This window comes from Streptomyces sp. NPDC050842 (genome assembly GCF_044456565.1).
Lineage (GTDB): Bacteria > Actinomycetota > Actinomycetes > Streptomycetales > Streptomycetaceae > Streptomyces.
In genome coordinates this window covers 861,429-876,219 of record NZ_JBITGA010000002.1, presented here as the reverse complement: position 1 = coordinate 876,219, position 14,791 = coordinate 861,429, and the positions used below count along the sequence as shown (strand labels likewise).

11 protein-coding genes and 1 pseudogene are annotated in these 14,791 nt (G+C 67.3%); 7 read left to right on the top strand and 5 right to left on the bottom strand.

The annotated features are described in order from the left end of the window. Positions 1 to 43: 43 nt before the first annotated feature. From ACIBG6_RS09080 to ACIBG6_RS09070, 3 genes are all read left to right on the top strand, one after another. On the top strand, positions 44 to 1,087 hold the full coding sequence (locus ACIBG6_RS09080) for an agmatine/peptidylarginine deiminase (protein ID WP_399221912.1): 1,044 nt from the start codon (positions 44 to 46) through the stop codon (positions 1,085 to 1,087). Between the two features lie 36 nt (positions 1,088 to 1,123). Then, entirely contained in the window at positions 1,124 to 1,321 is a 198-nt protein-coding gene (locus ACIBG6_RS09075) for a hypothetical protein (RefSeq protein WP_399221911.1), read from the top strand. Between the two features lie 120 nt (positions 1,322 to 1,441). Beyond that, complete coding sequence (locus ACIBG6_RS09070; protein ID WP_399221910.1) at positions 1,442 to 1,675, top strand: hypothetical protein; 234 nt, start codon at positions 1,442 to 1,444, stop codon at positions 1,673 to 1,675. A gap of 190 nt (positions 1,676 to 1,865) precedes the next feature. Here the strand turns inward: ACIBG6_RS09070 and ACIBG6_RS09065 are convergent, their stop codons facing one another. Further along, a complete protein-coding gene (locus ACIBG6_RS09065; protein WP_399221909.1) occupies positions 1,866 to 3,881 on the bottom strand; it encodes an ATP-binding protein in 2,016 nt (671 codons plus the stop codon). A gap of 646 nt (positions 3,882 to 4,527) precedes the next feature. On the opposite strand from ACIBG6_RS09065, the gene ACIBG6_RS09060 reads away from it, so the two are divergent. The 3 genes and pseudogenes from ACIBG6_RS09060 to ACIBG6_RS09050 all read left to right on the top strand — a co-directional run. Next, entirely contained in the window at positions 4,528 to 5,760 is a 1,233-nt protein-coding gene (locus ACIBG6_RS09060; protein ID WP_399221908.1) for a hypothetical protein, read from the top strand. Between the two features lie 476 nt (positions 5,761 to 6,236). Further along, positions 6,237 to 9,566: a hypothetical protein gene (locus ACIBG6_RS09055; RefSeq protein WP_399221907.1), complete on the top strand. Its 3,330-nt coding sequence runs from the start codon at positions 6,237 to 6,239 to the stop codon at positions 9,564 to 9,566. A gap of 159 nt (positions 9,567 to 9,725) precedes the next feature. Then, positions 9,726 to 10,817 (top strand): annotated as a pseudogene (locus ACIBG6_RS09050) (hypothetical protein); the annotation flags it as partial. A 68-nt stretch (positions 10,818 to 10,885) separates the two neighbouring features. Here the strand turns inward: ACIBG6_RS09050 and ACIBG6_RS09045 are convergent. After that, positions 10,886 to 11,686: a VOC family protein gene (locus tag ACIBG6_RS09045; RefSeq protein ID WP_399221906.1), complete on the bottom strand. Its 801-nt coding sequence runs from the start codon at positions 11,684 to 11,686 to the stop codon at positions 10,886 to 10,888. A gap of 119 nt (positions 11,687 to 11,805) precedes the next feature. Here ACIBG6_RS09045 and ACIBG6_RS09040 point away from each other — a divergent pair, with 119 nt between their 5' ends. Then, positions 11,806 to 12,495: a formylglycine-generating enzyme family protein gene (locus ACIBG6_RS09040; protein WP_399221905.1), complete on the top strand. Its 690-nt coding sequence runs from the start codon at positions 11,806 to 11,808 to the stop codon at positions 12,493 to 12,495. A 13-nt stretch (positions 12,496 to 12,508) separates the two neighbouring features. On the opposite strand, the gene ACIBG6_RS09035 is transcribed toward ACIBG6_RS09040, so the two are convergent. The 3 genes from ACIBG6_RS09035 to ACIBG6_RS09025 all read right to left on the bottom strand — a co-directional run bounded on the left by ACIBG6_RS09035 (position 12,509) and on the right by ACIBG6_RS09025 (position 14,734). Further along, on the bottom strand, positions 12,509 to 13,024 hold the full coding sequence (locus tag ACIBG6_RS09035) for an NUDIX hydrolase (RefSeq protein ID WP_399221904.1): 516 nt from the start codon (positions 13,022 to 13,024) through the stop codon (positions 12,509 to 12,511). A 261-nt stretch (positions 13,025 to 13,285) separates the two neighbouring features. Next, complete coding sequence (locus tag ACIBG6_RS09030) at positions 13,286 to 14,245, bottom strand: universal stress protein (RefSeq protein ID WP_399221903.1); 960 nt, start codon at positions 14,243 to 14,245, stop codon at positions 13,286 to 13,288. A gap of 90 nt (positions 14,246 to 14,335) precedes the next feature. Beyond that, positions 14,336 to 14,734: a DUF5997 family protein gene (locus tag ACIBG6_RS09025; protein ID WP_399221902.1), complete on the bottom strand. Its 399-nt coding sequence runs from the start codon at positions 14,732 to 14,734 to the stop codon at positions 14,336 to 14,338. Positions 14,735 to 14,791 lie beyond the last annotated feature (57 nt).

Sequence of the window (14,791 nt, the reverse complement as noted above, 5' to 3'; positions counted from 1 at the left end):
ACGACCCTTCACCCTCACCGAGCACCGGACAAGGAATTCCGACATGACGAACACCCCGGCCGCAGACGGCTTCTCGATGCCCGCCGAGTGGGTCGAGCACGAACGGACCTGGATGGCGTGGCCCACGTCCAACGCGACGTTCGACGGCCCTGACCACGACCTGCACCACGCCCGCGTCGCCTGGGGCAAGGTCGCCGAGACCATAGCCCGCTACGAACCGGTCACCATGATCGCCAACGTCGGCGAGGCCGACAGCATCGCGCCGTACGTCGCCACGCCGCTCACCGTCGTCGAACGCCCGCTCGACGACGCCTGGATCCGCGACAGCGGCCCGACCTTCCTCACCGACGGCGCGGGCAACCTGGCCGCCGCGGACTGGATCTTCAACGGCTGGGGCGCCCAGGAATGGGCCACGTGGGAACGCGACCAGCACACCGCCGAGCAGGTCATCGAACTGTCCGGCGCCAAGCGGTACGTGTCGCGCATGGTCAACGAGGGCGGCGGTATCCACGTCGACGGCGAGGGCACCGTCATGATCACCGAGACCGTGCAGCTCGACAAGGGACGCAACCCCGGCTGGACCAAGGATGACGTAGAGGCCGAACTGCGCGCGTACCTCGGAATCGAGAAGGTCATCTGGCTGCCTCGCGGCCTCACCCGCGACTACGACGTCAACGGGACCCGCGGCCACGTCGACATCATCGCCTCCTTCGCCCGCCCCGGCGTGGTCCTGTGCCACACCCAGCCCGACCCGGCGCACCCGGACCACGAGGTCGGCAAGGAGAACCTCAAGCTGCTGCGCTCCGCCACCGACGCACGTGGACGCGCCCTCGAGGTCGTCGAGATCCCGGCGCCGACCGTGCTGGAGGACGACGGCCACGGCTGGGTCGACTACAGCTACATCAACCACTACGTCGCCAACGGCGCGGTCGTGCTGTGCGGCTTCGACGACCCGCGCGACGAGGAGAACGCCGCGACCTTCGCGAAGCTCTACCCCGGGCGCGAAATCGAACTCGTCGACGCCCGCGAGATCTTCGCGAACGGCGGCGGGATCCACTGCATCACGCAGCAGCAGCCGCGCGTCTGACGACACGAGCGCCTGATCGCGGGGAGCGGCCGCGAAGTGTGCTTCTGGCTGAAGGGCTACCCGGCCGAGAAGTTCTGGATCGTCTGGCCGATCCTCGCCCTGATCATCGCGGCCGTCGCCCTCGTTGCCGCAGTCCTGCAAAAGCTGCTCGGAGCTGCCGGAACGCTCCTGACCGTCCTCGTGGTCATGCTCTTCGGCAACCCCTCGTCCGGCGGGGGTTCTCGGCGGTGCTGAAACGCGCTGCCGTGGGGTGCCCACTGGAGTGTCCGGGACAGGGGTGCCCCTATGTGTTTGGTCAAGGTCCAGGGCCAGTAGGTTCGGCGGTCAGGGGTGGGCCGAGCCGTAGGGGTGTGCATGAGCGATAGGCAGGTGACGATCAAGCTCACGAGTGACGAGGCACTGGTGCTGTCGCACTGGCTGGAGAAGCTCCAGATGACGGACCTCAGCCGCGTTGTCGACGATCAGGCGGTCTGGGCGCCGATCCACCGGATCGCCGGAACGCTCGACAAGGCACTTCCTGAGCTGTTCGCATCCGACTATCACCAGCAGCTTGAGGCGGCTCGTCAGCGGCTTCGATCGGAGGACTGATCGAGCAGTCCGGACTCCCCACTGACGCGCCCCCTGGGACAGGAACCGGAGCTGACGATACGGCGGATCGCCGACCCAGGCAGGTTCCCGAGGTACGACCGCAGTACCTGTGCGGCCGGACCTCCCGGTGTAGCGGGGCGACGATAGAGTCTCAGGTCCGTGGCCTGGGGCTCTGCCGTCGCGCCTACTTTCACACCAGATCCGCTGCTGCCTCCGTCGAGCCCGGGACGCCGGCTCCGGTATTGGCTGTCTGCCCTTCACGCGGAGCTGGAATCAGAGCGTCTGGAAGGTACGGGAGATGGGAGTGACGCAGGTAGTCGATTGCCTGCTCGACCGACGGGTCATGGTCGAAATGCTCCTTGAAGTACTGCAGGCGGCCCTTGCTCTCGTCGATCAGCTCCGACCATGTCTTGACCCAGACGCGGACGGTGTATTCGTTCTCCTTCAGATCCCAGATGCACCCCCGGGGCCTTCCTGCCTGCCTGGCTTCCGCTCTCAGGACCTTGCTCATCTCTGAAGTGACGAGCCAGAAGTCCCACTCGGCCCTGACGTCCGCGAACTGGGCGTCCTCGACCACGGCGAGCGCATAGCTCTTGATCTGCTGGAGCTCCTTGTCACCTACCCTGACCTTGGGTGCCTTCAACTCCACGACCAGATGCTGCTGCCGATCGTGCTCGCGCCTGGACCTCGACAGCATGAGGTCGACGATCCCCACCGATCCGTCTTCCCGGTACACGGGCTGAGGACTCCGGTTGTCCCGCCCGAGAAGGTCGAGGTGGCGATCGAGCACCTGGTCGAGGGAGCGATCGCTCACGAGCAACTGGTAGTGTTCGCCGAACACCCACGTCTCGTTCTCAAGGATCTTGTGGAGCTGCGACCTCTCCTTGACGAGCTTCTTGACCTCCGGATCGAAGACCATGTGCGAGAGGGCCGCGAGGAAATCCAACCTGTCCGCAACGCTCGTGGACGCCCTGATGATGCTCGACAGACTCGTACGATTCAGCAGGCGATCGAGCTCCGATTTGTCGTCGCTCGTGAGGCGGAAGACCTCGTCGAGGATCCGGTTCACGTTGCTCGGCTGGTGCTTGACCGATTCGCGCAGCAGGGCGAGCGTGGCCTTCTGATGCTTCGCCGGCCGAGGCATATGGCGGTGAATGGTAGATGCCACGATGTCGAACGTCTCCCGCTCGACCTTCTCGGCCTCGCTCGTCGGCTCGGCGTCGTACGGGTAGAGGCCGGCGTCCTTCCACTGGTCGACCACCTCCTTGCGGCGCTCCACGGCCCGCTTCCGGAAGTACGACCTCAGGTGTTCCCGCGTGGCGGCCAGAAGCGATGCCACCGGGCCGTCGGACGCTTCGCCCAGCAGGAAGTCACCCCGGTGCTCCGTCATCCGGCCCCAGAGGACGTAGGTGGTGAAATCGAAACCGGGCGCCTGGATCCTCGTCTCCGTGATGTCGACGGGGACACCGAGGGCATCGCACAGGTGGAGCTCGCGTTCCACCCGCATGTCCCATTCGATGATCCGGACGACAGCGGTTTCCATAGCGCCGTCGTGCTCGAACTCGATGCGTTCCTCGGACTGTTTCTGGATGACCGCAGTGGGGTCGATCTTCTCCCCGTCGAAGACGATCTCGACCTTGGGATACCTGGCCAGGTACGGAGCGAACTCCGTCGTCAGCAGACTCCGTGCGCGATCGGCGGTGAGGCGGTCCAGAACCACCGACTGCCGGCCCCAAGCCTCGACCAGCGTTCCCGTCGGTTCCTCCGTGGGCGTGGAGTCGCCGATCTGGAAGTCGTTGCGCGAGGCGTTGTGTGCCGTCACCGTTGTCTTCCGCAGGCTGTGAATTCCCTTGGCGACGGTCGTCCACCTGATGAAAGCGCCGAGGGCGAACGCGCGCAGACGGCCTTGGCCGGCACGGCCGTGCAAGGGGCGGCCGCCGACCGTGGTGTGGCTGTGCTTCTTCCACGAACCACCGATCTTCTCGAAAGCTGTCGTGCAGCCCTCAGGGGTGATGCCCTCCCCGTCGTCCGCAATCATGACCTTGTCCACCGCACCAGTGGCCGACCGCTCGATGGTCACCGTGACCTTGGTGGCGTCCGCGTCCAGCGCGTTCCAGATGAGCTCCTTCACGGCTCCCACGGGATCGTGTTCTCTCGCCAGGCGCTCGACATGGTCTTCGGCCGCTTCCAGGTGCACACGTCTCATCGCGCCAGTTTTACAGGGCTTGATCACTCTGGGTAGAGGGCCCGTCAGCTCTTTGTCAGGTCCTCTGCGTCAATGCTGACTTTTGCTGACTTCTACGGAATCGAACGCCTCTGACCTGCGGAAACGTCGACGGATCAAGTGGTGGTGGAACTTCGTGGGCCGCACGGACGAGGAGATCCGCAAGGCGCGCGAGGGGGTGGATGACGAGCGACCGCTTCGGCGAGGTCAAGGGCGACGACGGCGGACGCCTGCCCACCCCAGGGGTCCCGGTGACACAGCTGAAGGCGCGGGGGCGGGTGCGCTGAGCTGGGGGTTTTCTCCTCACGGCCGATGTCCGAAGAAATTTCGCTCGGCCGTGCCTCCGGCTTTCGGCGTGCCACTGGGAGGGATGGTTTCGTACCCTCTCTCGGTGGCGCAGCCGGTGCGGTGCGCTTCTACGGTGTGCTCGTGTGGGAGCAGGTCTGGTCAGTTGAATGCTGACCTTTTGCTGACTTTGCTGACGAGTCATCAGGTGTGTCGCCGGGGTCAGTGACTTCCTCGCCTGGGGGTCGTACAGGCGATCTGGCATGCCTGACCTGCGCCCCGAGGCAGTGCCGATCATCGGACCGTCGTGTCCTCAGAGTCGCTGCTTGTGCATCATGAGCGGATGGAGAGCCCAGACGAGTTGCCCATCGTGATGATCACAGCCGATCGTGGTTCGGACGCCCTCGTATTGGTCAGGTCCGATGGCAAGGAGGCGCGGCTGCCGCTGCCTGGTCCCTTGTTCGAGCCGACAAGTCTGCTGTCTCAGGTCTCCTACCCGCCGACCTTCGAGGGCTTGGTTGTGGAGACTCTCAAGGGCGACAGCATCGTGTTCGAGCTCCCCCGGCTTGACCGAGCCGATCAGTTGGCCGGACGGCTCGTCGTCTATCTGGATCAGAACAAATGGCGCCTCGTAAGCGATGCGATGAGGGGGCAGCGGAGCGGAACGGCGGATGATCGAGTCGCGGCTCTTCGACTTGCACAGTGGTCAGCGGAGCGCAAGATCATCCTTCCCGCTTCGTCGGGGCACTATTACGAGACGACCAAGTGGTCGAACGCGGAGGGGCGCTACCGTCTAGGCCTGTCCATTCTTCAATTCAGCAGGGGCTGGCAGTTGCGGGATCCGCTGGAGGTGTGGAGGGATGAACTCCGTCTGATGTTCCGTGCGGAGATCGGGCAGGCCGAGGCGATGACGCCGGTCGTGACGCTGGAGCCGAACTCGGCTCATTCCGCCGCCAGAGGCTTCGTTCCCGCTCCGGCGCCGGCGGACTTTCCACCGCGGGCAGCGTTCCAGCACAAGGCGCTTGTTTCTGCCTTGAGCCTGATCGACACCATGCTGGACTCGGAAGCTGGGGAGCGTGGTCCTGAGCTCGGCTGGACGGAGGCGAACCAGGAATTCAGTGACTGGCTGGACACCCACAGCGGCGATGCTCAGCAGAAGCGCAAGGCGATCGACGCATGGCTTCTCAGCGACCTGCGGAACAAGGTGGCCGAGGAATCCTTTGCTGCGGGGATGACGCCGGAGCAATTGAAGGACTGGGGCACAAGCTCTCAGCCCGTTCAGAAGATGAGCTCCCTTCCGGCCCTGGGCCTCTTCCGGGAGATGCTCCATGAACGTCACCTCAACCGCGGCACCACGTGGAAGCCGAATGACGTGATCGACATGGTCTATCTCTCCTGCGCGGCCGGCTACGCCGACTTCGTCGTCTGCGAGCGGCAGATGCGTGAGCCTCTGGCGCGGGGGACGAAACGGCTTGGGCGCAGCACTCAGGTCTTCCGGAGCCTGGCCGAGGCGGTATCGGCTGTCGAAATGGCACTTGAAACGCAACTCGAAGCCGGCGACGACGGGTCAGCTTGAGGCGGCCTACGTGCGTCCATCGACCAGGGCTGGTGCGCCTCGCAAGCGGCGTTGCAGCCGTCGAACCGCGTGGGAAGGTCTCGCCTCGGCCTGCGGTGGACACCTTTGTGGTCGACTACGTTCGAGGGGCAACCTCTCACTGCCGAGCTTTCCTCTCGCCTGGCCGTTCCCGTGCCTGCCTGGTGCGGTCTTCCTCCAGGTGCGGGGCCACCGCCAGATGGAGCGTACGGATACCGGTTGCGCGTAGCATGAGTATCCATGGATCTCATTGCACGCGTGCGCCGGGCGATGGATGAACAGGCTATCCATCCAACGGAGTTTGAACGTTGCGCCTGTGCGCTCCTGCAATCACAGTATCCGGGCCTGTCCGCGGTTGAGGGTGGGCATGACTTCGGTCGCGACGCCGACATCTACTTCCCGTGGGGCCCTCAGGACGCAGATGCTCGTGGCGTCTGCTCGTCACTACGGGTGATCCTGTGGCGAACCTGCGCACGGGCCTTCGTCGGATGCGTGAAGAGGGTGTGCAAGCCGATCTGATTGTGATGGCCTGCTCCCAGCCTGTCGACGCTACCAGGCGCGCTTCCATGGATCGGCTGTGTGTAGATCGTGGTCTCCCAGCGCCGCACATCTATGCCCGGGACTGGTTCGCTTCCCGTCTTGCCAAGGAGCCGTTGTGGAGGTTGAACCTCCTCGGCATCAAAGGAGAACTGGAGGCTCTGCTTGACCGGCCGCTGGACCTGGCGGACGACGACGTTGAGCACACCGATCTCCTTGGACGAGAGACTGATCTGGCCAATCTCAACGAGACCGTCGCCTGCGGCCGGGATGTCGTGTTGGCTGGCGTGCCCGGTGTGGGGAAAACCCGGCTCACCGTCGAACTGATAGGCAAGGTTGCTTACCTGGAGCAGGCGCAAGCAGACCGAATCCTAGACGAACTGCTGACGTCTCGCCCTGCCGCCGTTGTCGTGGACGATGCCCACGCTCGTATCGACGAGATGCGTGTGCTGCGGCGGGCGCGTCACAGTGCGGAACATGCTTTCGCCATCGTCGCGACCACCTGGCCCGACAGGGCAGACGAGGTGGCAGGCGCCCTGCCCGGCGCTGTCCGCTTCGACATCGACCTGTTGGAGCGATCCGACATGAACGCACTGGTCACCTCTCTGGGTGTCACTGGGCACCGGGCCCGGGCGGCAGTTCTCGACCAGGCGGCTGGACGACCGGGCTGGGCCGTCACCTTGTGCCAGCTGTTCACGACGGGAGAGGGAGGACGGGTAGCCAACGGCGCAGCACACCTGGCCAACGTAGAGCGTCATCTCCGCCGTATCACAGAGACCGAGACAGCCGTCGATGCTCTGGCTTGTGTAGCGGCACTGGGAGGGGCGTCAAGCGACACGCTTTACGCGCTCGCGCCTCTCGTCGGCGAGCCGCCGGCCAGGATGTCCGGCCTGATGGAGCGCCTTGCGCGCCACGGCCTCGTAGAGACGGTTCACGACGTCTGGCGGCTGCAACCAGCGCTGCGCGCACCACTGATTGCCCGGTGGTTCTTCACGCGTCCGGCAGGCAGGCCGTGGTCCACTCTCTGTGACGCCTTCCCGACCAGGAGCCGTGACCTCGTCTCCGCCGCCATATCCGTAGCCCAGGTCTCGGTCTCCTCGGACGCTCGGACGGCAGTCGAGAACTGGGTTGGAGCCTTGCCCGCACCGACCGAGTGGGACACCGGCACCTTCTCGTTGGTGTCCGAATACGCCCGCCTGGACCGAGAGGCTGCACAGTTCGCGGTCGCCCAGGCTCGTACGGTCCTCGCCGTCCCGCGTGATTCCAAGCAAATGGGCGGCACCACCGTGGACCGGCAAGGTGACGCAGCTGCTCGCCAACTTGCACAGTCGGCGACCCAGTACCTACTGCCTGAAGCGATAACCGCTCTGCTCGACCTTGCCGTGGGTGACGAGCGTTCACGCCACGCCACCCCGCAGCACCCACTGCGTGTGCTCGACGACTTGGCCAAATCGATCGATCCGGACTTCGGAACCGTGTTCGAGATTCGAGGGCTGTTGTTGAAGCCCGTCCTGGAGTGGCTGAGTACTCACCGCTCTCCGGCTGAATGGGGTGTAGCCACTGAGGTGCTCGCGAGCGTCTTCTCTGCCGAAACGTCTGGGACCTGGACTGACCCGGGTAGCCCCAACACGGTCACACTTGCCCGGGGCGTCGAAAGTGCTGAGAACCTGGCTCGGCTCATCTCCTTGTGGGACCAGGTTGCGCCTGTGATCGAGGAGACCGATCGACCGGACGGCCTGAACAACGCCCCCGCCGCGGTTGTTCCCCTGCTGGACCTGGCCGGCTCATGGGTACGGCTCGGTGAAGGGTTCGTTCCGCACAACAACGAACCGAGCAAGGAACAGAAGGACCAGGGAACGAAGGGAGGGGCTCGCATGCTGGCTACCCTGCATCATCTGCTCCAGACCTTTCCCGGTCTTGCTCTCCGTGCTCGGCGCATGCTCAACGCCGCAGATGCGCGGGCTGGCGACGAAGGACGCAACCTTCCGGCACTGGACGTCGATCCTGATGTGGAGTCCTTCACCGGCTGGAGTCGTCGGGACGCCATGGGCCACCAGAACGACACCGTCCCAGGCGGCGTCAGCACAGTGGAATCTCTCGCCCAAGGGATCGCTGCGCTCGGCCCGACTGCCGGAGTCGCGCGATTCGTCGCCTTGGCCGAGCAATCCGAGCTCGCGGGAGACCACGCAGGCGGCACCTGGGTCGCCGATCAAATGGTGCCGCACCTCACCGATCCCGCCGCCTGGCACGCAGCAGCAACGGCAGCTGGCAGCCCGGCGATTCAGCGAGCCGTACTGAGCAGATGGCTCACGACTTCCCCCGACACATTGTCTGTTGAGGTCCTCGCCTCTGTGCTGGATGATCCCCGCTTCAGAGCTGGCGTCATCTCCACCATCCTCGGACGAGGTGCAGACGACACGGCTGCCCAGCTCGTGGTCGCGAAGATGCGCGCTGAAGACGCCTGGCTGCTCGACTCGATCTTCCTCCGTGACGAGCCGCACGAGGTACTACACCGTTTGCTGCGCCACCCGGACGCTGTCGTTGCCGGCAGCACGGCGGTGATCTTCGCCATCGGACAACCCCACGGACCCTCACTCCCGGACACATGGCGAGCAACCTGGTGTGACGCCGTACGCCACATTCGCCCCGAGGATCTGCCTCAGCACGACCAGTGGCGTGCCGGACAGCTCCTTACCCACCTTGCCGAGCACGACCCCGATCTGCTGGAAGCGTGGTACACGGAGCGCCTCGACGAAATGGCCGAGCAGGGTTACTTTGCCGCACCCGAGCCCCACGGGTGCGACCTGCACTTGGGCCGCCTCCCACAGAGCCACCGCTACCGCCTTACCGTCCGCTGTGCCGACCTTCCACGTATCGGCCACAGCCCACTTGTCCAGCTTGTAGGCGCTGACCGCAACCTGGCAGAGCAGTTGATCAGTGACAGCATTGTCACCCCAGACAAGCTTCTCGAAGCCCTCGTGGGCCAGCGGAACGAAACACTGGAAAATCTCGGTCCACTTCTCCTCGACCACGGCGTACCCGCCGCGCACATCGCGGCCGGCGTCGCATGGGTCGACTCATGGTGGGGAGAGGAGTCGACCAGGCACCAACACCTCATCGACTACTTCACCGACCTCTCCATCCGAGTCCCGGCTCTCGCTGCCGTCGCCGAAGCGGGTCTTGCTCAGCAGAGGGAGCTGCTGCGAAACGCGGAAGCGAAAGAGCGCGCTGCGCGAGTGCGGGGGCATTGAGTGAGGCGCGTACAGGGACGTCGGGGTTCGACTCCACCGTCATTGAGCGGCATATGCGACGGCCAGGGACGCTCTAGCGCTCGCCGGCCGTGCCGGGTCCGGGCGTTGGTGTGCCAGAGGCAGTGGTGGCGGCCCGGTTCCTCATGCTCAGAGAATGAGGAGATCTTCAAGGACACCTCCGGCGGCGCCTACTTCTACCTCGACAACCAGGACCGGGTCGTCCTCGCCGACTCCCGCCAGCACGTCCTGCGCATCGCCCACCGCCAGAAGGCCGACGGTGCCTGGGAGTTCGTCGTCGAGAACGACTGGGACCTCACCTCCCTCGTCCCGCACGACTGCGTGACCTGGACCAATCTCTTCCCGAGCGGCGTCTGCGACCCCGTCACCTCCGTCATGCCCGACTGGGACGGCCGCATCTGGTGGGTCACCCGGCTCGGCCGCGTCGGCACCGTCGACCCGGCGACGGGCGCGCTCCGCGCGATCAGGCTCGACGGCGAGGAGATCCAGAACTCCTTCTCCGTCGCCGAGGACGGCGTCTCCATCGTCACCGACCACGCCCTGTACGGCTTCCGCGCCGACGGCGACGGCACCCCGCGCGTCGAGTGGCGCGAGACGTACGACCGGGGGACCGGCACCAAGCCCGGCTCCGTGAACCAGGGTTCGGGCACGACCCCCGACCTGTTCGGCGACCGGGACCAGTACGTCGCCATCACCGACAACGCCGACGACCGGATGAACGTCATCGTCTACCGGCGCGGCGCCGACGTCCCCGCCGCCGAGCGGGTCGTCTGCAAGATCCCGGTCTTCCGCTCCGGGGCCTCCACCACCGACAACTCCCTCATCAGCTGGGGCAATAGCCTCGTCGTCGAGAACAACTACGGCTACGAGAACCCGAGTACGCTCACCCTCGGCCGCAGCGTCGTCGGTGGCGCGACGAGGATCGACGTCCGCGCCGACGGCAGCGGCTGCGACACCGTCTGGGAGAGCGACGTCCGCTCGCCCTCCACCGTCCCGAAGCTCTCCACCGCCAACGGGCTGCTCTACTTCTACGAGAAGCGCCCGAACTCCTTCGGCATCGACGCCTGGTACCTCACGGCCGTCGACTTCCGCACCGGACAGCGGGCCTTCTCGCGCTTCACCGGCACAGGCCTCGCCTACGACAACAACTGGGCGCCGATCACCATCGGCCCGGACGGCACCGCGTACGTGGGTGTCTTCAACGGCATCGTCGCCGTCCGTGACAGGGCCTGACGGGTGTCACATGGAACCGCCCCGCAGGCCGTGAGGCTCCGGGGCGGTTCCGGGTGCTACGGGTGGGGTCAGACCATCTCGGGCATGTCGCCGACGGTGGTCTTGAGGTCGATGACCGCGAAGGTGGCGCCCTGCGGGTCGATGATCGCCGCGAACCGGCCGAACGGGCTGTCCATCGGCCCGAAGAGCTTCCGCCCCTTGAGACGTTCGGCCGCCTCGACGGCCTTGTCGCAGTTGTCGACGGCGAAGTAGATCTGGATGTAGGGGGCGAATTCCGGGGGGAAGTCCTCCGGGGTCATCTTCATCCGCCCCAGGACCGGCATCTCCCCTCCCAGGTCGAAGACCCGGTAGTCGACGTGCTCGTCCTTCATCTTCTTGGAGGCGTAGCCGAAGACGGCGGTGAAGAAGGCGTCGGACGTCGCCGGCTCGCGGGTGAACACCTCCGCCCAGGCGTACGAGCCGGTCTCACCCTCCAGTTCGAAGCCCTCGTGGACGCCCGACTGCCAGATGCCGAACGCCGCACCCGTCGGGTCCTGCGCGATGCACATCGACCCGAAGTCGCCGACCTGCATCGGCTCCATGAGGACGGTGCCGCCCGCCGACCGGATCTTCGCCGCCGTGACGGTGACGTCCGGCGAGGCGAAGTACAGACACCAGGCAGACTTCGGTTCGCCGTCCTGCCCGGGCATCGGCGGCACGACGGCCGCGACCGCCTTGCCGTTCTTGTACGCCTGCGTGTAGTTGCCGTATTCCGTGGAGGACTCGCCGAAGGTCCAGCCGAGCACGTCGCCGTAGAACGTCTTGGCGCCCTCGACATCGGTGAACATCGCGTCGGTCCAGACCGGCGTGCCTTCAGGTCGTGCGGCCATGACGGTGACTCTCTCTCTTGCGATCGATGTCGTGTTCCTGTGAGCCACGCTAGCCACGCCCGCCGCACACCGCTCGGTGACGCGACGTGGCAGTCCACCGCTGCTGCGATCATGCACCCATGAAGACGAGCGCGGAGCACGGGATCATCGCCGTCCCGGCGGGCCGGGTCACGCTGTCCGACCGGCGCACCGAGCGACGCTGGACGGTCGACCTCCCGGCGTACGGTCTGGCCGCCCACCCGGTCACCCAGGAGCTCTACGAGCGGGTCACGGGGGAGCGGCCGAGCACCGCGCACGGTGACCGGCTCCCGGTGGAGGGGGTGTCCTGGGGGGACGCGGTCCGCTTCTGCAACGCCCTCTCCGACCGTGAGGGGCTCACCCCCGCGTACCGGATCACGGACGGCGACCCGGACGGCGACCCGGACGGTGCCGCGTGGGACCTGGACGCCGACGGCTACCGGCTGCCCACCGAGGCCGAATGGGAGCACGCCTGCCGCGCCGGCACCACGGAGGCGCGGTACGGGCCGCTCGACGAGATCGCCTGGCACCGGGGGAACTCCGCGGAGCGACTCCACGAGACCGGCGGACGCCGCCCCAACGACTGGGGGCTCCACGACATGCTCGGAAACGTCTGGGAGTGGTGCTGGGACGTCTACGACGCCGAGGTCTACGGCGGCTACCGGGTGCTGCGCGGCGGCGGCTGGTTCGACGAGCACTGGAGCTGCCGCGCCTCCGTACGCCGCCGCAGCCACCCCACGCTCCGCATCGACGACGTGGGGTTCCGGCTCGCCCGCACCCTCACCGGCTGAGCGCGGCGCCGCGTCACCGGGACAGGCGGCTCATCGCATAGCGGTGGAACGGGCCGTCGGGCACCGGGAGTCCGGGACGCCACATCTTCAGGACCTGGCCCGAGGGTACGAACAGCGCCGTCGGCAGGTCGTCCGGATCCGTCCACGCCCAGCGCTCGATGTTGTCCGGCTCGGTGACGGCCGGCGCGCCGCGGAAGCCGCGTACCACCGTGGCCACGGTCATCCGGGTCAGCGCCGCCGAGGTGACCGAGTCCAGGATCAGCCCCAGCACCTCCACGTCGGCGGCGTCCGCGACGAGCGACGTCTCCTCGGCGAGCTCGCGCACCGCCGCGTCCTCCACGGACTCGCCCGGCTCGACCTTGCCGCCGGGCAGCTCCCACACACCGGACCGGTGCAGCCCGAGGAGGACCCGGCCGGACGCGTCGGTCACGACGACGCCCGCGCCGAGCGAGGCCTGGGCCGGGGGCGGCTGGACGTTGCGGCGCGCCGCGGCGGTCTGATCGCGGGTGGCCTGATCCGGGGTGGGCATGACCCCCTTCTACCAGCAGGCGTCTCCGCGCGACAAAGAGTCGTAAAAAAAGTTTCAGAACCCCTTGAATCGGGCGAAAAAAGGAGGAAACTCTTCTTTACACCGGATTACCGGAAAGAGCCGCACCCGCCGACGGAGACGTCCGAAGGCCCGCGTGACCCTTGACTCGGCTCTGGCCAGGCCCCCGGCGGGGCCGGTCGGGCACGGAGCCGTCGGCGACGGCCGACGACCGCGCGAACCGACCCGGACCGCCGGGGACTGTCATGTCCCGAGGGCACCGGTGGTCCCCCCGCCCGGCGGAGGGACCACCGCGACCGGACAGTGCGCGTGGTGCAGCACCGCATGGGCGACCGAACCGATGAGCAGCGAGCCGATCCGGTGCCGGTGGTGCCGTCCCACGACCACCAGACCAGCATCTCGCGAACCCTCCACGAGCCGCCCCGCAGCATCCCCCGGCACGACGGACGGAACCAGCCGGACACCCGGCCACCGCTCCGCGAAGGGCCGCAACCGCTCCTCCTGCTCCCGCCCCGCCTCCCGCAGCATCTCCGCCGAGTCGTCGGCCTCCGGCAGCGGCGGCGGCACCTGGAGCGCCGGCGACGGGGCCGCGAGCAGCGCCCCCGGCTGCGGGGGCAGCCGGAAGGCGGTCACGGCCTCCAGCGGTACGCCCCGCCCCTGCGCCGTCTCGAAGGCGAAGGCCAGCACCTCGTCCGGCGTCTCCTCGGTCTGCAGGCCCAACAGGACCCGCCCCTTGTCCGCGGCGCCCGGCTCGACCGTGCGCGCCTCGTGCGGCACGACCACGAGCGGGCAGGGCGCCGTCATCGCCAGCGTGCGACTGGTCGAGCCGAGCAGCAGCGTCACGAAGCCACCGTGCCCGCGGGAGCCGGTCACCAGGAGCCGCCCGCCCCGCGCGGCCGACGGCAGCGCGTCGGCGACGGTCCCGTCGAGGGAGACGTACCGGACGGGAACGGTGTGCCCGCGCTCCTCCACGACGGTCCTGACCGCGTTCAGCACGGTGTCGGGCAGCTCCGGTTCCTTGCCCAGGGAGGCGATCCGGGCGGACCCGAGCTGGAGCGCGTCGGAGCGGACATGGGCCACCACGACGGGCGCGCCGAGGCGCTCCCCGGCGTCCAGGGCCCAGTCCAGGGCGCGGAGGCTGTGCTCGGAGCCGTCCACGCCGACGACGACCGGGGGCTCGGAGGCGGTGCTCGTGTCACTCATGGGGACATGACTCCCGCACCCGCCCGCACGCCACACCGGCCCGTACCGAATCGCTTCGGTACGGGCCGGTGGAGAGGAGTACGGGGGGTGTCAGGCGCTCTGGTCGCGGCGCGCCCGCTCCGCGTCCCGCTCCTTGATGCGGACGGTCTCCGCGCGGACCTCCGACTGCGTGGCCCGCTCCTTCCGCAGCCACGCGGGGAGCTCGTCCTTGATCGCGTCGATCTGCTCGGTGGTCAGCGGCTCGGTGATGCCGCCGCGCGCGAGCCCGGCGATGGAGACGCCGAGCTTGTTGGCGACGACCGGGCGGGGGTGCGGGCCGTTCTTGCGCAGCTCCTGGAGCCAGGCCGGCGGGTCGGCCTGGAGCTGGGTCAGCTCGGCGCGCGAGACGACCCCCTCCTGGAACTCGGCGGGGGTGGCTTCGAGGTACACACCCAGCTTCTTCGCCGCGGTCGCGGGCTTCATCGTCTGGGCGTTCTGGTGCGACGTCATGGTGCCAAGGGTATCGAGCATGCGGGCGACCTCCGACCACGTCCGCTACCGGTAGCC